Here is a 22180-nt window from a genome sequence, read left to right as displayed (position 1 = left end):
TCAGAAAAAAGCCGCACAAACATGAGGTATTGTCAAGTGTTTTTTGAGTTACTGGTAATAAAAAAGGAAACTCCTTTTTTACAAGGAATTTCCTTAAGTAAATGACATTGGGAGTGAACAGTAACATATTTATAAAACGTACAGGACTTTGAAAAATAAAGTTTCTGTACGTTTTTTATATTCAATGGTATAATGAAAGAAATTTTATCCGGGAATCAGATATGTTATCTGCAAATAATAACTTGGATATCATCGTTACTTTGAACGGAGTGAACAGTAATTTATCGTTGAAATAAAAGAAAGATTCCGGAGGGAAAATATGAATAATTTTGAATTATACAGTATGATGGAGAAGATTCAGGATAAGAAAAATAATATTCTGGTTACCGTAACGGAGGGGGCTGCCGGTAAATATCTTTTTTCAGAGAGAGAACCGGTGGTGGAACTGGGAGAAGAGCTGACAGAAGAAGAAATCTGTCTGCTTTCGGAAGTAGAACAGAGCTGTAAAATGGAAATTAAAAATCATAAATTTTTTGTTGAAAGACTGAAAAGACCGGCACATCTGATTATATGCGGCGGTGGTCATGTGGCACAGAGTGTGATCCGCATTGCCGGAAAAGTGGGATTCTTTGTTACTGTACTGGAAGACAGGCCATCATTTGCAGATGAAGCCAGACGTGCAGGTGCAGATCAGGTGATCTGTGAGGAGTTTGAGAAATCACTCAGTCAGATACAGGGAAGCGAGGATACCTATTTCCTGGTTGTTACAAGAGGACACAGATACGACAGAGTCTGTCTTGAGGCAATTGCAGGGAAACCGCATGTTTATGCAGGAATGATGGCGAGCCGTGGAAGGGCAGCACTTCTGAAAAAGCAAATGAAGGAAGAAGGTACAGATGAAGAATTTCTTGATGGAATACATACACCTGTAGGACTTTCCATCCATGCTGAAACTCCGGAAGAAATTGCCATATCAATCATTGCTGAGCTGATCATGGTAAAAAACGGCGTTATTAAGACAAGCGGATATGATCCGGAACTTCTGGAATATCTGACAGGACGCAGGGAACCGGAAACAGGAAAAGTTCTGGCAACGATCATCGCAAGGAGAGGATCTGCTCCAAGAGGAATCGGAACCAAAATGCTGGTTCTGGAAGATGGAAGACTGATTGGAACAGTCGGTGGCGGCTGCATGGAAAGTGAGGTGCAGCATCAGTGCCTCAGAATGTTCAACGAAGGAAAGCAGATGACGAAATGTATCCGGGTGGATATGACAGTTCAGGAAGCAGAAGATGAAGGTATGGTCTGCGGAGGAACAATAGAGGTTTTTCTTGAAGTCATAAAATAAAAAATACAATTATCCAACAAGGTATGGTATAATAAGAACACTTGATGAGATGGTAAGAATTCTTTTTATATGGAGGATCAGAAATTATGAAAAAAAGAAATTTGATGGTTGCATTACTGTGCAGTATGTGTCTGGCTGTAAGCACTCCGATGCCTGCAATGGCAGATGCCACAAAGGTAGTAACACTGGGAGCAGATCTTACCCAGGATCAGAAGAATACAATGATGAATTATTTTAAGGCAGATGCAAACCAGGTACAGATTGTTACAGTAACAAATACAGATGAACACAATTATCTTGGTAAATATGTACCGAGCGAACAGATTGGAACAAGAACTTTAAGCTGTGCCTATGTAAAACCTACACAGTCGGGCGGAATTAAGGTTCGTACAGCCAACCTTAATTATGTAACCTGTAATATGATCGCAACAGCACTTTCCACAGCAGGCGTAACAAACTGTGAAGCAGTTGCAGCGTGCCCGTTTGAAGTTTCCGGAACAGGTGCACTTACAGGTGTTATGATGGCATATGAGGCAGCCAGTGGATCGCAGCTGGATTCTACCAAGAAAGATCTTGCAACACAGGAAGTTGTTGTTACAGGAAATATCGGTCAGCAGGTTGGACAGGACAATGCCACAAATATCATCAATCAGGCAAAGATGCAGATCATCGGCGACAATATCCAGAATGCAGATGAGATTTATAATATTGTAAACAATATCGCAGTACAGAACGGAGTTGACCTGTCTTCTGATGAGCTGAATACTATTGTTTCCCTGCTTCAGCAGATTGTACAGCAGAATTATGATATTCAGGATATGAAGAAAACTCTTGAGAATATCCAGCAGAATCTGGAACAGAGCAAAGCAGAGGCAGAAGGACAGCCGACACCTACACCTATTCCTTCAGATGACAGCTCAAGTGCCGGAGATGATATCACATCTACTGTAGACAGCTCAGTGCTTGGCGGAGATATCAAGGAAACATCTACAGAAGATCCGGGACTTGCAGAAGAGACAGGCGCAGGTACTAATGATGCAGCAGGAGACAGCAATACATACACAGAAGATGCAACAGGTATTCCGGAAGCGACAGAAGACGGTTCTGTAGAGACAACTCCTGAAGATAACGGAGATAGTACAGATGGAACTGATCAGAATGTCGAAAACACAGACCAGAATGCCGAAAATACAGATCAGAATGTCGAGAACACAGACCAGAATACAGATGGTACAGAACAGAATGGCGAGGGAACAGCTGAAAGCGGAGATCAGAGCGGAGAAACCGCGGAAGATCCGTTGAATACAGATTCTCTCAGTGATGAAGACAAGGCAAAATTTGATCAGGCAAAACAGTTCTGTACCGGTGAATATCAGGGAGATCTGGCAACACTCCAGAGTGTAATGCCGGAAGTGACTGACATCACAGTTTCTCTTGACGGAGAACAGGGAACAAAACTTACTCAGAAAGTTCTGGAAGCATATATCAATATACTGAAAGACGGAGGAGTATCCTATGTTCCGGCTGACACAGATGTATATATGTCTGCGCAGATGAATATGATCAACACAGACATGAAGAAAATCTTCAGTATCGAAAGTGATCCGGAAGCGGACGATATCCTTGCGGATAAGTCTCTGGAAGAGAGAACTATACTGTACAACGATACAATGAAATTCTTCGAGACTCTGTATAATGAAACTTCAACACAGGCTGCTTCCGAGGAAACAGCAGAAGCTGCCGGAGATGCGGAAAATACAGAATCTACAGAAGAATATTCTGAAGAATCCGCAGACGGAATGGAAAATGCTGCAACAGAGGAAGCAACATATTAAGCAAACCAAAATCACATTCGGGTAACTGCCCGGATGTGATTTTTTTGTGACCCGAAGATCAGAATGTGTGAAAAACTGGAAAACCGAAAACATATGTGCTACAATAAACAGATAATGCATGTGCAGTAAACACTGCACAGTAAAGGAGGAAATCCCTAAAGGGATACCATCATGTGCAGTATAAACACTGCACAGTAAAGGAGGAAATCCCTAAAGGGATACCATCATGTGCAGTATAAACACTGCACAGTAAAGGAGGAAATCCCTAAAGGGATACCATCATGTGCAGTAAACACTGCACAATAAAGGAGGAAATCCCTAAAGGGATACCATCATGTGCAGTAAACACTGCACAGTAAAGGAGGAAATCACGTGAGTCTTGCAGTGGTTATACTGAAAAAAGGTGAGGGGCGTCTTCTGAAATCCGGAGGACTTTGGATCTTTGACAATGAAATTTCTACAATTATGGGAAGTTTCGTAAATGGAGATATCGTGCTGGTACACGATTTTGACGGATATCCGTTAGGAAGAGGGTTTATTAATACAAATTCCAAAATAACAGTTCGTCTTCTGACCAGAGATGAAAATCAGAAAATTGATGAAGCATTTCTGGAAAAAAGAGTGAGAAATGCATGGGAATACCGCAAAAAAGTTACAGATACTTCAAGTTGCAGGGTTATTTTTGGAGAAGCTGATTTTTTACCGGGACTTGTTGTTGACAAATTTGAGGACGTACTTGTTGTACAGTCTCTGGCGCTTGGAATTGACCGTCTCAAAAACACGATTCTGGAACTTCTCTGCAAAGTGCTTGAAGAAGATGGAATTAAAATTCGAGGCATTTATGAGAGAAGTGATGCAAAAGTCCGTAAACAGGAAGGAATGGAACTGTACAAAGGTTTTATTGGCCCGGAATTCCCTACATTGGTAGAAATTACTGAAAATGGTGTAAAATATCAGGTGGATGTAAAAGACGGACAGAAAACAGGATTTTTCCTTGATCAGAAATATAACCGTCTGGCAATTCAGAAACTCTGTAAAGATGCAAAAGTTCTGGACTGCTTTACACATACAGGTTCTTTTGCACTGAATGCAGGAATTGCCGGAGCAAGGGAAGTTCTGGGTGTAGATGCATCTGAGCTTGCAGTACATCAGGCAGAAGAAAATGCAAAACTGAATAATCTGGACGGAACTGTGAAATTCTTATGTGAGGATGTTTTTGAACTTCTGCCGGAACTGGAAGAGAAGGGTGAGAAGTTTGATGTGGTCATTCTTGATCCGCCAGCTTTTACGAAGTCAAGGAACTCTATAAAAAATGCAGTAAAAGGATATAGAGAAATTAACCTCCGTGCCATGAAACTTGTTAAGGATGGAGGATTCCTTGCAACCTGTTCCTGTTCTCATTTTATGGATTATGAGCTTTTTACAAAAACCATCGGTCAGGCTGCAAGAAATGCGCATAAACGTCTGAGACAGGTTGAGTACAGAACACAGGCACCGGATCATCCGATTTTATGGTCATCTGATGAATCTTATTATTTGAAATTCTACATTTTCCAGATTTGTAATGACAGATAGTGAGGCGTTTATATGAGAGACAAAATTATGAAATTTATGCAGGGGAGATATGGAGTAGATCAGTTTGCACATTTTACAATGGGAGCGGCACTTGTATGTATCGTTCTTTCGGTATTCTTCCGTAATGGAAGCAATCTGGGAGCATTACTGGACACTGTCGGTCTGCTGGCACTGGTTTATACATATTATCGTATGCTTTCCAGAGATATAGCGAAACGCAGTAGAGAAAATCAGAAGTATCTGTCTTCCACTGAGAAGTTAAGGCAGCGTTTTCGCAGAGAAAAAAATATCATGGAGCAGAGAAAAACTCATCACATTTATTCCTGCCCTGGCTGTGGACAGAAAATCAGAATTCCACGCGGCAAAGGAAAGATAGAAATTGAATGTCCGAAATGCCATACTAAGTTTATCAAGAAGAGCTGACATCGGTATGTAAATAACTGTATGCAGAACAGCCAGAATAAAATGAAGTTACAGAGGGAGGAGCTATGTTCGGGTATGTGGTAATGAATAAACCTGAAATAAAATTCAAGGATTTTGATCTGTACAGGTCTTTTTACTGCGGACTCTGCCGGGAACTGAGAGAAAAATATGGAATATCCGGACAGATTACACTGACATATGATCTGACTTTTGTCATCATGCTTCTGAGTGGCCTGTATGAACCGCCTACACAGAAAGGTGCAACACGGTGCATTATACACCCGGTGAGAAAGCAGCCGGTGCGTAGAAATGCTATTACAGAATATGCAGCAGATATGAATGTATTTCTTGCATATTATAAGTGTGTGGACAACTGGAACGATGACCGCAGTCCGGTCAGTCTCATGTATGGTCAGACTCTTAAAAAGAAAGAGAAGAAGATTGAAAAACAATACTCTGAAAAAACCAGAATTATTACGGATCTTCTGGAAGAACTTTCCAGGTTGGAAAAAGAAGGAGAAAGAGATTTAGACCGTGTATCGGGATGTTTTGGCCGGATTATGGAAGAAATTTTTGCCTACAGAAAAGATGTCTGGGAGCCAACTCTTCGCAGAATGGGATTTTTCCTTGGTAAATTTATTTATCTGATGGATGCTTATGATGATGTCGAAAAAGATGTTGAAAAGGGAAATTACAATCCTTTTGCAGAAGAGTATATAATGGAAGGGTTTCAGGAAAAAGTACAGCAGATGCTGGTGATGATGATGGCTGAAACATGCAGGGAATTTGAAAAACTTCCTATTATTAAATATACAGACATCTTACGAAATATTTTGTACTCCGGTGTGTGGTGCCGTTTTGAGACAGTGAGCAGACAGCGGAAAGAAAAGCAGAATCAAAAACCCTGAAGGGTACCACTATGTGCAGGAAACATCGCATTAAAGAATGAGAAACAGGAGAAAGAACATGTTTGATCCATACAGTGTCCTGGGCGTGTCAAGGGGCGCAACAGACGAAGAAATAAAAAAGGCATACAGGAAACTCAGCAGAAAATATCATCCAGATGCCAATATCAATAATCCAAATAAAGCACAGGCAGAAGAAAAATTCAAAGAAGTACAGCAGGCCTATGATCAGATCATGAAAGAACGCGAATATGGTTCTTCTTATGGAAGCAGATCAGGTTATGGAGGATTTGGAGCAGGAAGTTCCAGAAGCGAATATCAGGATGAAGAGGCGATCCGCAGACAGGCGGCTTCCAATTATATTCAGAGCGGACATTACAGGGAAGCAATGAATGTGTTGTCTTCTCTTTCTCAGCGAAACGGAGAATGGTATTACCTTTCTGCTATGGCAAACATGGGGCTTGGAAATAATGTAAATGCATTAAATGATATTCGTCAGGCAGTAAATCTGGAACCGGATAATCTTCAGTACAAAATGGCACAGCAGAGAATGGAAGGCGGCGGAACCTGGTATCAGGAACAGCAGAATCCATTTGGCGGAATGCCTGTAGATGGAAGCGATTATTGCATGAAACTTTGTCTGGCTAATATGCTCTGCGGACTCTGCTGTCCGGGCAGCGGCGTTTTCTGTTGCTAATAGCGGTGAGAAGTATTATAGTTACTGTTCACAGGTAATATTCCGCGAGGTGTTTTGCCATGAATATGGCAAAATCCCGAGACATACGGGGCAAAATCCCATCACCGAAGGTGATTTGGAATGGATTTTGACCAAGTTGCTGTGAACGGAGTGAACAGTAACTTATTATAAAATATTTGACAATTACAGACTGAAATATTATCATTATTTATGGATTGCATAAATACGTTATTGTAAATGAAGTGAATAGTAACATAAATATGCATGATGATTTGATAAAATCAGAGGAGGAAATCGTTATGAGTATTCGTATTGGTATTATGGGATACGGTAATCTCGGCAGAGGCGTAGAATGTGCGATTAAGCACAATCCTGATATGGAACTGAAAGCTGTATTCACACGGCGTGATCCTGCAACTGTAAAAATTCTTACAGAAACAGCAAAGGTCTATCATGTAGATGAAGCAGAAAAAATGAAAGACCAGCTGGATGTACTGATCATCTGTGGTGGAAGTGCAACAGATCTTCCTGTACAGACACCAAAATATGCACAGTGGTTTAATGTAGTAGACAGTTTTGACACACATGCAAGAATTCCGGAGCACTTTGCAAATGTTGACAAAGCAGCTTCCGAAAACGGACATGTGGGAATTATCTCTGTAGGCTGGGATCCGGGAATGTTCTCACTGAACAGAATGTATGCAAATGCAATTCTTACAAATGGTAAAGATTATACATTCTGGGGCAAGGGCGTAAGCCAGGGACATTCAGATGCAATTCGTCGTATTGACGGAGTAAAAGACGGAAAACAGTATACAATTCCTGTAGAGTCTGCACTTGAGGCAGTAAGAAACGGTGAAAATCCGGATCTCACAACAAGAGAAAAACATACCAGAGAATGTTTTGTCGTTGCAGAGGAAGGTGCTGATCTTGCACGTATTGAGCAGGAAATCAAAACTATGCCGAATTATTTTGATGAATATGATACAACTGTACATTTCATTACTGAAGAAGAGATGAAACGTGATCACAGCGGTATTCCGCATGGCGGATTTGTTATCCGTAGCGGAAAAACAGGCTGGAATGATGAAAACAGTCATGTGATCGAATACAGCCTGAAACTGGATTCCAATCCTGAATTTACATCTTCTGTTATCGTTGCTTATGCAAGAGCTGCATATCGCATGAAACAGGAAGGACAGACAGGATGCAAGACAGTATTTGACGTACCACCTGCATATTTAAGTGCACTGGACGGAGCTGAACTTCGCAAACATCTTCTGTAATAATATAGAAAATAATCAGGACGGGATTTTTTGATCCCGTCTTTTTTGGTTACTGTTCACTCCGTTCACAGCAACTTGGTCAAAATCCATTCCAAATCACCTTCGGTGATGGGATTTTGCCCCGTATGTCTCGGGATTTTGCCATATTCATGGCAAAACACCTCGCGGGATATTACCTGTGAACAGTTACCTTTTTTGTTACTATTATTTTTAGCAAATAAGTTTTTATTGACGATTAAATAAACATGAGATATAATAACTACATATTATTGTAACAAGATTGTAAAAAATATGCTAAAAATGATATATGGAAAGAGGACTATTCTATGAAAAAGGTGTGCAAAAGGTTTGGAGTTATAGCTGTCCTGATGGGAATAATGCTTTTTGCAGCAGGTTTTACTTTTCATGCCACTACAGTGGAAACGCAGGCAGCTGCCAAAACAGGCTTCCGCGTAAAGAACGGAAAAACCTATTACTACTTAAAGGGGAAGAAACAGACTGGATGGATCAAAGTCAAAGGCAGGAAATATTATCTGAATGCCAAGGGCGTTGTTCAGAAGGGCTGGATGAAAAATGCTGATGGAACCAAATGCTACTTTAATAAGAAAACTGGTTCCATGTATAAATATTTCCATAAAGTCGGCAGCAAGTATTACTATTTTGATCCCAAGACCGGAGCTACACAGAGTGGTTTCATTAAATGTCAGGATGGCAAGACGAGATATTTCAGTCCGAAAAAATTTACAATGGCAACCGGTTGGATGACGAATAAAGAAGGTCAGAAATGGTACTTCAACAAAAAAAACGGTGTCATGTATACAGGTTGGAAAAAGATTGGCAAATATTATTATTTGTTTAATAAGAGAACCGGCGTTGCTTTCAGGGGGTTCTCAAAAGGATCAAATGGTCTGGTGAGATATTATCGGAAGAATTACAAAATGGCAACAGGATGGCTGACTGAACGTCCATCAGGCCTGAAGAGATACTTCTCCAAAAAAGGTGTCATGTATACCGGACTCAAGAAAGTCAGCGGAAAGAAATATTATTTTGATCCTGATACAGGCCTCTGGAAAAGCGGTTTTGTGACAATTAACAATAACAAATATTATTTTGATCCTGATACATATGTGATGGTAACAGGTACAAGAACTATTGATAATATCAAATATGTATTTAATTCCAGTGGTGTTATGACTTCCGCAACAAATGTAAGTGCAGTAAAAGCGGTCTATACCACATCAGCCAGTGAACGTACCATCAAAAATTTCCTTGCCGGTGCACTTCAGCCGGTAGGCTCTACTCTCTATATCTGGGGTGGCGGTCATAATTACAGTGATTCTGTGAGAAAAGGCGTCAGTTCCGCGTGGAAATCTTTCTACAGCAGTCAGGGAGGAAATTACAATTACAAGAGTAATGGACTGAATAACTTAAGTGCTACAAACGAAGCGAAGGGACTCGACTGTTCAGGATTTGTAGGCTGGTCTGTTTATCAGGTACTGCAGACTGCTTCGGGTGGTACATGTTATACAGAAGTGTCTGGAGATATCGGAAGTTCTTACAGATCCAAGGGACTTGGCTCCATACTGAACCAGGCATATCTCGCCAAAACAGGCTGGAAAGTATGTCCGGGAGATATCGGATATGATGACGGACATACATGGATCATTCTGGGACAGTGCAGTGACCTGAGTGCGGTTGTACTTCATTCCACACCGAATGCAGGTGTTCAGATATCAGGAACACCTACACCGGGCGGTGCATATAACAGCCAGGCTGTTGCGCTTGCGAAACAGTATATGTCGAAGTATGCAGGATATAAGAAGTTTGATTATCATACTTCCTGTGGTAACTATATCCGTCGAGGTAATTATTTCAGATGGAATACTACATTGTCAGATCCAAATGGTTACAAAAATATGACAGCAGATCAGATTCTTGCAGATCTGTTCAGTTAATAAAAAATCGGTAGCGGAAACGCTGCCGTTTTTTTGTTCAGAACTTACAGTAAAACAGGATGCAAATTGTGCTTGTATTATAAGTAGTTGCGTATGTGTTTCTAATTGTTACAAAGATTTTAAATTTTTTAAAAATTACTCTTGCATTAATGATAAGTCTGTGTTAGTATGTAAAAGAAGTTCAGAAAGATATTTCGCAAATATTACAAAATTGATTATATTATGAGGTGAGAAACATGAAAAAGCGAATTGTATGCCTGACATTAGCTCTTATGATGACTGCTGGTCAGGTTGCAACTGTAAGCGCATCAAGAGAGGATGAACTGAGAGACGAACAGGCATGGACCAGTCAGCAGCTGGATGCTACCTATTCTCAGATCGATCAGTATTATGCCGCAAAACAGCAGTTGGAGAACGAAATTGCCAGCCTGGATGCAAATCTTGTAAATGTCATGGTTTCCATTCAGACTCTGGAAGGAGATATCAGTAATAAAGAAGCAGATATCCAGCAGACACAGGCGGATCTGACAAAAGCCCAGAATGCCAAGGATAAGCAGTATCAGGCAATGAAACAGCGTATCCAGTATCTGTATGAAAAAGGCGGAAGTGAAGCATGGTTCCAGATGATGGTAAATGCAGATAACCTTTCCGATCTCCTTACAAAAGCTGAATATACTCAGAAAATGTATGATTATGACAGAAAGAGCCTTGAAACATATGCAAATACTATCGAGCAGGTAACACAGCTTGGTGAGCAGTATCAGTCAGAGAAAGCTGAACTGGAAGGCATGAAACAGGAATATGAAACAGAATCTGTAAACCTTCAGACAGCAATTGATGAGAAAAAGGCTACTTCTGCAGATTACGATAATGAAATTGCCTATGCACAGCAGATGGCAAATGAATATGCAGCGCTGATTCAGCAGCAGCAGGCAGAAATCGAACAGCTTGAAGCAGAGAGAATTGCAGCCGAAGAAGAAGCCCAGCGTCAGGCTGAAGCAGAAGCGGCAGCTGCAGCAGCAGCCGAAGAAGAGGCAGCAGCACAGGAAGAACAGCAGACTGTATATGATGAAGATGGCAATGAAGTAGATGCGGGTGAAGCAGCAGAAAACGGTGATACCGTATATGATGAAGATGGTAATGAAGTAGATGCAAGTGAAGCAGCAGCTTCTTCCTCATCTGATACCAGCAGTGATGTTGAATATGATGAATATGGAAATGTAATCGACAGCGATAATACAGTTGATCCTGATACAGTAGAGACATCTTCCAGTTCCTCATCTTCCAGCAGTTCTTCCGGAAGTTCATCTATCGTAGATTATGCAACTCAGTTTGTTGGTAATCCGTATGTATGGGGCGGAACAAGCCTTACAGGCGGAGCTGACTGTTCAGGATTTACACAGAGCGTTTATGCGAAGTTCGGTTACAGCCTTCCGAGAACATCTTATGAGCAGCAGAACTGGGGAACTGAAGTTTCTTACGCAGATGCACAGCCTGGAGACCTTATCTGCTATGGCGGACATGTTGCAATCTATATGGGAAATGGACAGATCGTACATGCATCTAACTCAAGAGATGGTATCAAGATCAGTAATGACGCTACATACAGAACTATCCTTTCTGTAAGACGTCCTTCATAAATGTCTTGACTTTCCTTAAATAAAGTATTAAAATGGGGCAAAGCGCAACGGAGCACTTTGCTCCTTTTTTGCGCCTTTTTTTAGACAGGTGTTAAATGCTTAAGAAGAAAAATAAATTTTCAGGAGGAAACGAAAATGAGAAAGAACAGAATGTGGAAAATGTTGACAGTTGCAGCAGTATCAGCTTCTATGACATGTGGAATTTTTGGAGTGCAGAGTGTTAGTGCAGATGACAAGAAAACTCTGAAAGTTGCAATGGAATGTGGATATGCACCGTATAACTGGACACAGCCGGACGATTCCAACGGAGCAGTTCCGATTTCCGGAAGTTCTGATTATGCATACGGTTATGATGTTATGATGGCACAGAAAATTGCAGCCGAACTTGGATATGACCTTGAAATCGTGAAACTTGACTGGGATTCCCTTGTACCGGCAGTACAGTCCGGACAGGTTGACTGTGTTATCGCAGGACAGTCCATCACAAAAGAACGTCAGCAGATGGTTGACTTCACAGAACCATATTACTATGCATCTATTATCACACTGGTTAAAAATGACAGTGATTACAAAGATGCAGCAAGCGTAGATGACCTGAAAGGTGCTACAGTTACTTCACAGCAGAATACAATCTGGTATGATTCCTGTCTGCCACAGATCCCGGATGCAGATATCCTTCCTGCACAGGAAAGTGCTCCTGCAATGCTGGTTGCACTGGAATCAGGTAAATGTGATGCGGTTGTAACAGATATGCCTACTGGAAAAGCAGCATGTGTTGCTTATCCGGATTTCAAACTTCTTGACTTCACTGGCACAGATGGAGAGTTTGAAGTTTCAGAAGAAGATATCAACATCGGTGTTTCTGTAAAGAAAGGTAACGATGAACTCAGAGAAGCTATTAACGGCGTACTGAAAGACATGACAGAGGATGATTTCAACAAGATGATGGACGAAGCAATTTCCGTACAGCCTCTGTCTTCAGAATCATAAAGGAGGAACAAGATGCTGCCTGAGAGTTTTGGAGGAAGAATTATCTATCTTCTTCAGCAGTATGGCCCTTCTTTCCTGAAGGGAGCCGGAGTCAGTCTGTGGCTGGCTCTGGTAGGAACACTTTTTGGATGTATCATAGGTTTCTTTGTAGGTATTGTTCAGACAATTCCGATTGATAGAAATGCTTCTGCACCAAAAAAGGTTCTGATCAAAATCATTAAATTTATCATGGCATGTTATGTGGAGTTTTTCCGTGGAACTCCAATGATGGCGCAGGCAATGTTTATTTATTTCGGAAGTGCTTATCTTTTTAACATCAACATGTCCATGTGGTTTGCAGCTATTTTCATAGTTTCTATCAATACGGGTGCATATATGGCAGAGACAGTCCGTGGAGGTATCCTTTCTATCGATGAGGGACAGACAGAAGGTGCAAAAGCAATCGGTATGACTCATGTACAGACAATGATCAATGTTATCCTTCCACAGGCACTGAGAAATATTATGCCGCAGATCGGTAACAACCTGATCATCAACATCAAAGATACCTGTGTGCTTTCCATTATCGGTACCGTAGAGTTGTTTTACACCACAAAAGGTGTTGCAGGTGCCCTGTATACATACTTTGAATCTTTCACCATCGCAATGGTAATGTATTTCATTATGACATTTACATGTTCCCGTCTCCTGAGACTTCTGGAACGAAAGATGGATGGTCCGGATAACTATGACCTGGCTACAGCTGATACCCTGACACACACCAGCGGTATGTATTCCTACAAAGAAAGGAAGGAGAAGAAACATGAGTGAGACAATTCTGGAAGTGAAGCATCTGGGAAAAGCTTTCGGAAGCCATGATGTCCTCAGAGACATCGATTTTTCTGTAAGTCCGAAAGATGTTACATGCATTATCGGTCCTTCAGGATCCGGTAAATCAACATTGCTTCGCTGTATGAATCTCCTGGAGACCCCTTCCTCAGGTGAGATTAATTATCATGGTACAAATATTATGGACAAACATGTAAATGTACCGGAATACAGATCAAAAGTAGGAATGGTATTTCAGAGTTTCAATCTTTTTAATAATATGACTGTTCTTAAGAATTGTACAGTAGGACAGGAAAAAGTTCTTAAAAGAAGCAAAGAAGAAGCGCTGAAAAATGCTATGATGTATCTGGAAAAAGTTGGAATGGCTCCTTATATCAATGCAAAACCAAAACAGCTTTCCGGCGGACAGAAACAGCGTGTTGCAATAGCAAGGGCGCTTGCAATGGAACCGGAGATTCTTCTTTTTGATGAGCCGACCTCAGCACTTGATCCTCAGATGGTCGGTGAGGTACTGGAAGTAATGCGAAGCCTTGCAAAAGAAGGTTTGACCATGATTATTGTAACTCATGAGATGGCCTTTGCAAGAGACGTTGCAAAACATGTTATTTTTATGGGCGACGGAGTTATTGTAGAAGAGGGAACTTCACAGCAGATCTTTGAAAATCCTCAGAAGGAAATGACAAAAGACTTTTTAAGTCGTTTCAGAAACGCCTGAATTCTATAAGAAATAATTCAATAAAAATATCAGCAGGTGGTCGGTGTTGGCCATCTGTTTTTTTAACAAAAAATTATCAAAGAAATTGAAAAAGTATTTCACATTATGAAATAAATAATGCATTATATGCGATGTTATTATAATAGCATAAAAAAATAAATGATTTTTGAGCCTTTTGTCAATGGAAAAATTTGAAACAAAAGATTACAATAAGTTCAACTTGAAAGAAAACATTACATACAGTTTCATAATTGAAAAATATCAGGAGGTAATTGAAGATGAAAGTTGGATTTATCGGTCTTGGAATCATGGGAAAACCAATGTGCAAAAACCTGATCAAAGCAGGACATGAACTGGTTGTTAATACACATAACCCGAACACACTGAAGGAAATGGCTGAACTTGGTGCTACCACAGTAAGTTGTGGCCGTGAAGTAGCAGAAGCAGTAGATGTAATTATTACAATGCTCCCGAACTCTCCACAGGTAAGAGAGGTTGCTCTCGGAGAAGGCGGAATCATTGAAGGCGGTAAAGAAGGAACAGTTCTTATTGATATGAGTTCCATTGACCCTACCGAAAGTAAAGCAATTTCAGCCGAACTTGCAAAAAAAGGCATTGATATGCTGGATGCACCTGTTTCCGGTGGAGAACCAAAGGCTATCGACGGAACAATTTCCGTTATGGTTGGAGGTAAAAAAGAAACATTTGATAAATATTATGATCTTCTTATGGATATGGCAGGTTCTGTTGTATATGTCGGACCGATCGGATCCGGAAATGTTGCAAAACTTGCAAACCAGATCATTGTTGCTGTTAATATTGCAGCAGTTTCAGAAGCTCTTACACTTGCAAAAAAAGCAGGAACAGATCCGGAACTGGTATATCAGGCAATCCGTGGCGGTCTTGCAGGATCTACAGTACTTGATGCAAAAGCACCGATGATGATGGACAGAAACTTTAAACCCGGATTCCGTATTGAGCTTCATATCAAGGATCTTAATAATGCACTGAATGCAGGACATGCTGTAAATGCAGCCCTTCCGCTTACTGCTGAACTGATGGAAATCATGCAGTCTCTGAAAGCAGACGGATGCGAAAAAGAAGACCATTCCAGCATTGTTAAATTCTATGAAAAAATGTCAAAAGTTACAGTAACAAGAGACGAACACTAACTACTCAAAAATCGTCAGACTTTTCGTTTACATACATATGCAAAAGTTCCTCCACAAGAATTCACTCTCTTTTGCATAGGCTGGGAAAGCTCCGACAGGTCTGCCATGAACCTGCCGGGGCTTTTTGATTTTCATTGTATACAGAGAAAGGAATAAATCTATGTCAAAAATAGCCATTCTACTTCCAAAAGAATATATGCTGGAGCAGGCAAGAAATGTGATAAGAGAAGATGAACTGGATATTGATATACTGAAGGTTATAAAAACTTCTGATTCTGTTTATGAAGCAAGAAAAGCAGTGGAACAGGGGGCAGGAGTCATTCTGGCAAGAGGCGTTCAGGCGTCTTTTATCAGACAGTATACGAATATTCCTGTTGCAGAGATGATTCTTACCGGGCAGGAAATCGGTCTTATGATCGCCAGTGCCAAAAAGAAAGTACCGAATAAAAAATGTCCTCAGATCGCACTGATAGGTTTCAGGAGCATGTTCAGTGATATGACATATGCAGATGACCTTTTTGGCGTGCGTCTGAAATTTTATGATATTACAGCTATTGAACAGGCTGCAGAAAAAGTTAATCAGGCAATTGATGAAGGTGCAGATGTTCTAATGGGGGGAGATACGGTTAATGCACTGGCTTCCCAGAGAGGTTTTCCGGGGCAGTTTATTGACTCAACAGAAGAGTCTATTCGTTCGGCGCTCACTACAGCAAGAAAAATGCTCCAGACTGCAGATGTTGAAAAAACATATATTGCGCAGTTTGAAACAGTACTTGATAATTCCTATAATGGAATCATAGAGATTAATGAAAAAAAAGAAATTACAATTGTAAACAAAGCCGGCGAAGAACTTTTTCGTAAAAAAGCAGCGCAGCTTATGGGAACGCCTCTCGAAAAAGTTTTTCCTGAACTGGAACTGAAATATATAGATGATGTACTTGAAGGTAAAAGAGATGCTTTTATGACATCGGTTTATATGGCGGGAATGCCGATGATGATTACGGCGGCACCGATCCAGTATGAAAAACAGATTCGTGGTGCGATCATAGCTTTTTACAGAAATATGTCCGCTCACAAAAGAGGCGGCGAAGAGTTGCACAGTCATTATCTGAAAGGGTATGTTGCGCAGACTCATTTTGCAGACCTGAAGATAACAAGTAAAGAAATGGAATACTGTACGGAACTTTCAAAGATGTATGCCCTGTCCAGAAGACCGGTTCTCATTTGCGGTGAGGAGGGAACGGATAAAGAAGTGCTGGCACAGTGTATTCACAATAACAGTTCTTATAAGGCAGGACCTTTTGTTACAATTAACTGCAGCGGCATGACCGAGCAGATGCAGGTGGACAGGATTTTTGGAAATCCTCATGCGGAAGATGAAGGCCTCCGAAAGGGTGCTCTTGCAGTAGGTGATCTTGGTACAGTTCTTATATCGGAAATAGAGAAACTCTCTTTTGTCTGCCAGTACAGACTGTTCCGTGCGATCCGCTATGATGCGCTGATCCAGAATGATCTGGAACGAAGTCAGACGTTGGACAATCGTATCATTGCCACGACATCGGCAGATCTTTATCAGTGCATGAAAGAAGGAGCTTTCAGAGAGGATCTTTATTATCTTCTGAACGGACTGACTGTGGAAATCCCGCCATTGCGAAAACGAAAAGAAGATATCCGCGAAATCGTAGAAGACTGCAGGATAAAGTTTACAAGAAGATATGCAAAATTTCCAAGGATAGCAGAGGATGCCATGGAAGTAATGCTGGCATATCCATGGCCTGGAAATGAACTTCAGCTGGAAACTTTCTGCGAGAGAATGATGCTGACTACACCGAAAAAAACAATTACAGGTGATTTTGTTCAGTTTTTGCTTGAGGAAATGTATCCGGCGCAGGAAACAGTAAAAGAAGATGGTACAACAGTTATCTATCAGCATCCGGAAGCTGCCAGACTTACGGAACTTCTGGAAAAACATCACGGAAGCCGTTCTGCGGTAGCACAGGAACTGGGAATAAGTACGACTACTCTCTGGCGAAGAATGAAAAAATATGGTGTGATAAATAAATATGATCTGACCTGAGAGGGAAAGATTATATATTAAACCAAAATGATGGATGAAGGAGAACAAAAATGGCTATTCATATTATAGATGAGGCAAATCGCTGTCTGAACTGCAAAAAACCAAAATGTATGGAGGGATGCCCGGTGCATACACCAATCCCGCATATTATTCAGATGTTTAAAGAACATAAAGTTATGGAGGCAGGGAAAGAGCTGTTCCAGAACAATCCTATGTCAGTAATCTGTTCGATTGTCTGCGATCACGAACAGCAGTGCGCAGGACATTGTGTGCTTGGAAAGAAAAGCAACCCGGTTCATTTTTCAAGTATTGAAAACTATATTTCAGATACTTATCTGGATCGAATGAAGATTGTGAAACCGGAAGAACAGAAAGAATCAGTGGCTGTTATCGGTGCAGGACCGGCAGGCCTGACAGTTGCTATTATTCTGGCACAGAACGGATACAAGGTAACTATTTTTGAACAGCAGGATAAGATCGGTGGAATCACACGGTATGGTATTCCGGAGTTCCGTCTTCCGAAGTCCATTCTGGATCGTCTGGAAAAGAAAATCCTGAAAATGGGAATTAAGATCCGTCCTCATACAGCAATCGGTACAGTTCTGACTATTGACGATCTGTTCCGTGACGGCTATGCTTCTGTTTTTGTTGGAACCGGCGTATGGAAAGCGAGAAACCTGGGAATTCCTGGAGAGTGCCTTGCAAATGTTCACTTTGGAATTGACTATCTTGAAAATCCGGCGGCATATGATCTGGGCGAAAAAGTTGCAGTCATCGGCATGGGAAATGCAGCTATGGATGTAGCACGTACTGCTCTTCGTAATGGCGCACTTCAGGTGACTTTGTATGCAAGAGGAACACATGTGGCAGCAAACTCTCATGAAATGGCGTATGCGGAACTTGACGGAGCAGAATTTAAATTTGGAAAAGCTATTGAACGTATTACTGAAAAGGGACCTGTATTCAAAACTTCTATTATTGATGAAAACAATAAAGTTGTCGGTTATGAAGATGGTGAAGATCAGGTAGAAGCTGATTCCACCATCATAGCGATCAGCCAGGGCCCGAGAAACCGTCTGATCCGTACAACTGTCGGCCTGGAAGGTTCTGATAAAGGTCTGCTGATCGTTGATGAGAATGAGATGACAACCAGAGAAGGTGTATTTGCGGCAGGTGATGTTGTCCATGGCTCCAAGACTGTGGTACATGCAGTTGAGGAAGCGAAGAAGGCGGCAGCAGCCATGATGGCATATATGGAAAAGAAAAACCAGTAATCAATATTCATTCCAGAATTCTTCAGCCAGGGACACAAAGTCTCTGGCTGCTTTGCTTAAATAGCGTTTTTTGTGGTGACAAGCCATGACATTCCAGGAGGGATTATCCGGGAGCGAAAAAAAGCGTATCCGATCCTCATATCCTCCGGCATAAAAAGTAGGGATCAGGCCACAGCACATTTCGGCACTGACCATGGTTGCGATAGTGGCATTACTGGAAGTTTCAAAAAGCACGTGAGGTTTAAAACCGGCTGCCTCAAAAATGTGATCCGTGATCTCACGAAGGGTAGATTCCTGATATGTAAGAACAAAAGGTTCTTCCCGGAGTGCATAAAGATTCAGTTGTGGAAATTCTTTATGGACATCGGTTATTGCATTTGACCAGTTGCCTTTGGGGCTGGTAATGACCGGATGACGTGCGGGTACTGCAGCCAGGATCTCTTCGGAAACAAGAGGTATGTATTCGAGGGAAGTTTTCTGCTGAGAAGATACCAGGGTAACAAAACCGAGATCCAGTTCACCGGACTGCAGAAGTACCTGTTGTTTTTGTACGCTTAGTTCTTTTGGTGTGACATGAATATTTGGATGAAGCCTGTGAAATTTTGGATAAACATGTGAAAACATGGCAATTCCACGTCCAGGTGTAAACCCTATTGAGAGCTCCCCCTGCTGTATTTTGGCCAGGTCGTGGATTCTGTGGTAAGTGTCCTTTTTCATAAGAAGCATTTCTCTTGCTGTTTTCAGATAGATCTCACCGGCTTCGGTGGGCCGCCAGTCTGTACGTGAACGGTGGAAAAGCGGAACACCGAGTTCTTTTTCCAGTTTCAGAAGCTGCTGGTTGAGGGCAGACTGGGTGATATAGAGTTTTTCGGCTGCGTGGGTGATGTTGTTTTCGTCGGCGATGGCGACGATATATTGTAATTGACGTAAATCCATGGGTGTACCTCCAGTTATAATGCGGGTGAAAGTGATAAAAATGCTCCGACGGTTTAAACGGCAGGAAGGTTTGAAGGGTTTGGAGAAAGGGACGCCATAAACATACCGGTACATCAGAACTGCAAACGGCTTCGGAGTCAAGAAGCACTAAATACTGCCTTAACAGTAAAAAGCATTCAGAAAAAATACGAACTCGCTACGCTCAGACATTGTATTTTTTCTTCATAAAACTGTTTCAGCAGTATTAAGAACTTCTAAAACTCCTGCAGAGGTTTGCTGTCTGATGTACCGGTATGTTTATGTCTGGTATTTCCGAACGTTGAAGAAAATCTTCCTGCTGGCAGCCGTTATCAGAACATTTTTACGTTTTCACCCTTTGAAAACTTCCGGTTAAAGGTGTCCCCGGTATGGGGAGGGGAAGGTCGGGTTCGCAGCTATAAAAGATAGCTGCAAAAATGCGTCGGTTTGGGATCGGCTGGATACTATGTGGTTTGTGTTATGGACTGCACAGGACAGGAACTGGTATCTGTGGGGCAGGCAAACTCTGAGGAGCGCATGGAAACACTTAGCACTGAAATTTCTGTGTTATTCTCAGGAAATTCACTGTTTGAGCCGAAGGCGAGTTGGGATTTCCTGAGAATGTACTTAACAGAAAGAGCAGTACTTAGTGTTTGCGTGCGACGAAGCCTGTTGACTGCTTCCACAGATACCAGATTCCTGGCCGTGAGTAGCTATATATCATTCTTATTCATCATACCCTATTTCACTTTAGAATGCCATAGAAAAATAAGAAAAACTAAGAGAACTATAAATACAATGAATTTTACTTATTGATAAAATCGTACTACAATAAAGACAACAAAAACAAAGGAGGAAAACCCACATGTCACTGTTAGTAAAAGTGCATCAGTCAGACAACGTTGCCATTGCTGTACAGCCCCTGTCAGCGGGGACCGAGATTGAAGGAATTCACATCAACCAGGACATACCGCAGGCGCACAAAGTGGCACTTGCCGACATTCCAAAAGGAAGCCCCGTAATCCGCTACGGAGTAATCCTTGGATATGCAATGAATCCCATCAAACGTGGTGACTGGATCAACGAATTCATGCTGGAACTTCCGACACCACCGTCAGTAGACAACATGGAATACGGTAAGAACATCGTTACAGATCTGCCTGAACCACCGGTAACAACCTTTGAAGGATATGCAAATCCCGATGGAGGATATGCAGGAACCAGAAATATTCTGGGAATCAGCACAACAGTACAGTGCGTAACCGGCGTACTGAATGTTGCAGTCAAAAAAATGAAGGAAGAACTCCTTCCAAAATATCCGAACGTAGATGACATCGTACCGATCAACCATGCATATGGCTGCGGCGTTGCCATCAATGCACCTGAAGCAAAAGTACCGATCCGTGCACTCCGCAACCTTGCAAAACATCCAAACTTTGGCGGTCAGCTAATGGTAGTAGGACTTGGATGCGAGAAATTCACAGTACAGATGCTTCTTGACGAAGCAGATATCACACCGGAGAACGTCATTATCCTCCAGGAAAAGAAAGGCTTTGACGCCATGATCGATGCTCTCATGGAAATGGCTGATAAGAAACTTGCAATCCTTAACCAGAGAAAACGTGAAACACTTCCACTTTCCAAACTCTGTATTGGTATGCAGTGCGGCGGAAGCGATGCATTCTCAGGAGTGACAGCAAACCCATCCGCAGGATATGCGGCAGATATGCTGGTAAAAGGCGGCGCAACAGTTATGTTCTCCGAAGTAACAGAAGTACGTGACGGAGTACATTACCTCGCAGAACGCTGTGTAAGCGCAGAGGTAAGAGACAAACTTGCAGCAGAAATGCGCTGGTACGATCATTACCTTGCAGAAGGCCAGGTAGACAGAAGCGCAAACCCGACACCAGGAAACAAAAAAGGCGGACTTTGCAATATCGTTGAAAAAGCCATGGGATCTATTGCGAAATCAGGAACATCACCTATCGTAGAAGTACTTTCACCTGCAGAAAAACCAAGCAAACATGGTCTGATCTATGCAGCAACACCGGCAAGCGATATCGTCTGCGGTCCATGCCAGCTGGCTTCAGGAATCACACTTCAGGTATTCATGACAGGACGTGGAACACCTTATGGACTGGCAGCAGCTCCGGTGATCAAAGTCTGTTCGAGAAATGAAATGAAGGCAATGTGGCAGGATCTGATCGATGTAAACGCAGGTCCGATAGCAACAGGAGAGGCAACGATCCAGGAAATCGGAACACAGCTGTTCAATAAGATTATTGCAGTAGCAAGCGGTAAAGATCAGTCCTTCGCAGAGAAGTATAAACTTCACAATGATCTGTGCATCTTCAACCCTGCACCAATCACCTGATATCCGGATTTCAAAACTTCAGATGCTTTTCATGCCTGAATGATAAAGCATCTGAGGCTGGAAACCGCCAAATATTATACCCACACCTTGAGGGTGCTTTTTTTATACTTTTTTTCAGGAAAACAGCTGTCA

Annotated in this window: 17 protein-coding genes; 16 read left to right on the top strand and 1 reads right to left on the bottom strand. The window is 41.7% G+C overall.

The features are described from left to right. The first annotated feature begins 319 nt into the window (after positions 1-319). From ACTNB8_RS06375 to ACTNB8_RS06305, 15 genes are all read left to right on the top strand, one after another. Positions 320-1348 (top strand): XdhC family protein, encoded by a 1029-nt coding sequence (locus ACTNB8_RS06375; protein WP_441053237.1) that lies wholly within the window; start codon positions 320-322, stop codon positions 1346-1348. An 86-nt stretch (positions 1349-1434) separates the two neighbouring features. Next, positions 1435-3183, top strand: a complete 1749-nt coding sequence (locus tag ACTNB8_RS06370; protein WP_441053235.1) for a DUF1002 domain-containing protein — start codon at positions 1435-1437, stop codon at positions 3181-3183. Positions 3184-3555: 372 nt separating this feature from the next. Next, a complete protein-coding gene (locus ACTNB8_RS06365) occupies positions 3556-4758 on the top strand; it encodes a class I SAM-dependent rRNA methyltransferase (RefSeq protein ID WP_441053234.1) in 1203 nt (400 codons plus the stop codon). A gap of 12 nt (positions 4759-4770) precedes the next feature. Continuing rightward, a complete protein-coding gene (locus ACTNB8_RS06360) occupies positions 4771-5181 on the top strand; it encodes a hypothetical protein (protein WP_441053232.1) in 411 nt (136 codons plus the stop codon). A gap of 65 nt (positions 5182-5246) precedes the next feature. Then, positions 5247-6089 (top strand): DUF5685 family protein, encoded by an 843-nt coding sequence (locus ACTNB8_RS06355; RefSeq protein WP_441053230.1) that lies wholly within the window; start codon positions 5247-5249, stop codon positions 6087-6089. Between the two features lie 58 nt (positions 6090-6147). After that, positions 6148-6783 carry a J domain-containing protein gene (locus ACTNB8_RS06350; protein WP_441053228.1) on the top strand — a complete coding sequence of 212 codons (636 nt, stop codon included), beginning with the start codon at positions 6148-6150 and terminating at the stop codon, positions 6781-6783. A 299-nt stretch (positions 6784-7082) separates the two neighbouring features. Beyond that, a complete protein-coding gene (locus tag ACTNB8_RS06345) occupies positions 7083-8069 on the top strand; it encodes a diaminopimelate dehydrogenase (protein WP_441053226.1) in 987 nt (328 codons plus the stop codon). Between the two features lie 326 nt (positions 8070-8395). Beyond that, positions 8396-10024 carry an N-acetylmuramoyl-L-alanine amidase family protein gene (locus ACTNB8_RS06340; protein ID WP_441053224.1) on the top strand — a complete coding sequence of 543 codons (1629 nt, stop codon included), beginning with the start codon at positions 8396-8398 and terminating at the stop codon, positions 10022-10024. Positions 10025-10260: 236 nt separating this feature from the next. After that, on the top strand, positions 10261-11664 hold the full coding sequence (locus ACTNB8_RS06335) for a C40 family peptidase (RefSeq protein ID WP_441053222.1): 1404 nt from the start codon (positions 10261-10263) through the stop codon (positions 11662-11664). A gap of 189 nt (positions 11665-11853) precedes the next feature. Further along, on the top strand, positions 11854-12654 hold the full coding sequence (locus tag ACTNB8_RS06330) for a transporter substrate-binding domain-containing protein (RefSeq protein WP_441053242.1): 801 nt from the start codon (positions 11854-11856) through the stop codon (positions 12652-12654). Between the two features lie 15 nt (positions 12655-12669). Further along, the gene (locus tag ACTNB8_RS06325; RefSeq protein ID WP_441053241.1) at positions 12670-13464 is read left to right on the top strand and encodes an amino acid ABC transporter permease; all 795 of its coding nucleotides are present in this window, start codon (positions 12670-12672) and stop codon (positions 13462-13464) included. After that, positions 13457-14197, top strand: a complete 741-nt coding sequence (locus ACTNB8_RS06320) for an amino acid ABC transporter ATP-binding protein (protein ID WP_441053221.1) — start codon at positions 13457-13459, stop codon at positions 14195-14197. Before ACTNB8_RS06325 ends, ACTNB8_RS06320 begins: the two co-directional genes overlap by 8 nt. Positions 14198-14475: 278 nt before the next feature. After that, the gene (gene garR / locus ACTNB8_RS06315) at positions 14476-15369 is read left to right on the top strand and encodes a 2-hydroxy-3-oxopropionate reductase (protein ID WP_441053219.1); all 894 of its coding nucleotides are present in this window, start codon (positions 14476-14478) and stop codon (positions 15367-15369) included. 160 nt (positions 15370-15529) lie between these two features. Further along, on the top strand, positions 15530-17446 hold the full coding sequence (locus ACTNB8_RS06310) for a sigma 54-interacting transcriptional regulator (protein ID WP_441053217.1): 1917 nt from the start codon (positions 15530-15532) through the stop codon (positions 17444-17446). 50 nt (positions 17447-17496) lie between these two features. Beyond that, a complete protein-coding gene (locus ACTNB8_RS06305; protein ID WP_441053215.1) occupies positions 17497-18720 on the top strand; it encodes an NAD(P)-dependent oxidoreductase in 1224 nt (407 codons plus the stop codon). Here ACTNB8_RS06305 and ACTNB8_RS06300 read toward each other — a convergent pair whose 3' ends face one another. Continuing rightward, positions 18721-19656 (bottom strand): LysR family transcriptional regulator, encoded by a 936-nt coding sequence (locus ACTNB8_RS06300; RefSeq protein ID WP_441053213.1) that lies wholly within the window; start codon positions 19654-19656, stop codon positions 18721-18723. An 883-nt stretch (positions 19657-20539) separates the two neighbouring features. Here ACTNB8_RS06300 and garD point away from each other — a divergent pair. Beyond that, positions 20540-22048, top strand: coding sequence for a galactarate dehydratase (gene garD, locus ACTNB8_RS06295; RefSeq protein WP_441053211.1), 1509 nt, complete (start codon positions 20540-20542; stop codon positions 22046-22048). The last annotated feature ends 132 nt before the right edge of the window (positions 22049-22180 follow it).

The sequence above is a fragment of the Blautia sp. HCP28S3_G10 genome (genome assembly GCF_052065235.1).
In the GTDB taxonomy this organism is placed as follows: domain Bacteria; phylum Bacillota; class Clostridia; order Lachnospirales; family Lachnospiraceae; genus Blautia_A.
The sequence above is the reverse complement of the archived record's forward strand: the minus strand, read 5'-3'. Positions and strand labels throughout refer to the sequence as shown.

What these genes read in the sequence shown, in the direction of transcription:
- ACTNB8_RS06370 (WP_441053235.1), top strand. Translation starts at nt 1,435, where the DNA reads ATGAAAAAAAGAAATTTGATGGTTGCATTACTGTGCAGTATGTGTCTG.
- ACTNB8_RS06335 (WP_441053222.1), top strand. Translation starts at nt 10,261, where the DNA reads ATGAAAAAGCGAATTGTATGCCTGACATTAGCTCTTATGATGACTGCT.
- ACTNB8_RS06305 (WP_441053215.1), top strand. Translation starts at nt 17,497, where the DNA reads ATGGCTATTCATATTATAGATGAGGCAAATCGCTGTCTGAACTGCAAA.
- ACTNB8_RS06375 (WP_441053237.1), top strand. Translation starts at nt 320, where the DNA reads ATGAATAATTTTGAATTATACAGTATGATGGAGAAGATTCAGGATAAG.
- ACTNB8_RS06300 (WP_441053213.1), bottom strand. Translation starts at nt 19,656, where the DNA reads ATGGATTTACGTCAATTACAATATATCGTCGCCATCGCCGACGAAAAC.
- ACTNB8_RS06320 (WP_441053221.1), top strand. Translation starts at nt 13,457, where the DNA reads ATGAGTGAGACAATTCTGGAAGTGAAGCATCTGGGAAAAGCTTTCGGA.
- garD (WP_441053211.1), top strand. Translation starts at nt 20,540, where the DNA reads ATGTCACTGTTAGTAAAAGTGCATCAGTCAGACAACGTTGCCATTGCT.
- ACTNB8_RS06355 (WP_441053230.1), top strand. Translation starts at nt 5,247, where the DNA reads ATGTTCGGGTATGTGGTAATGAATAAACCTGAAATAAAATTCAAGGAT.
- ACTNB8_RS06350 (WP_441053228.1), top strand. Translation starts at nt 6,148, where the DNA reads ATGTTTGATCCATACAGTGTCCTGGGCGTGTCAAGGGGCGCAACAGAC.
- ACTNB8_RS06330 (WP_441053242.1), top strand. Translation starts at nt 11,854, where the DNA reads ATGACATGTGGAATTTTTGGAGTGCAGAGTGTTAGTGCAGATGACAAG.
- ACTNB8_RS06340 (WP_441053224.1), top strand. Translation starts at nt 8,396, where the DNA reads ATGAAAAAGGTGTGCAAAAGGTTTGGAGTTATAGCTGTCCTGATGGGA.
- ACTNB8_RS06310 (WP_441053217.1), top strand. Translation starts at nt 15,530, where the DNA reads ATGTCAAAAATAGCCATTCTACTTCCAAAAGAATATATGCTGGAGCAG.
- ACTNB8_RS06345 (WP_441053226.1), top strand. Translation starts at nt 7,083, where the DNA reads ATGAGTATTCGTATTGGTATTATGGGATACGGTAATCTCGGCAGAGGC.
- ACTNB8_RS06360 (WP_441053232.1), top strand. Translation starts at nt 4,771, where the DNA reads ATGAGAGACAAAATTATGAAATTTATGCAGGGGAGATATGGAGTAGAT.
- garR (WP_441053219.1), top strand. Translation starts at nt 14,476, where the DNA reads ATGAAAGTTGGATTTATCGGTCTTGGAATCATGGGAAAACCAATGTGC.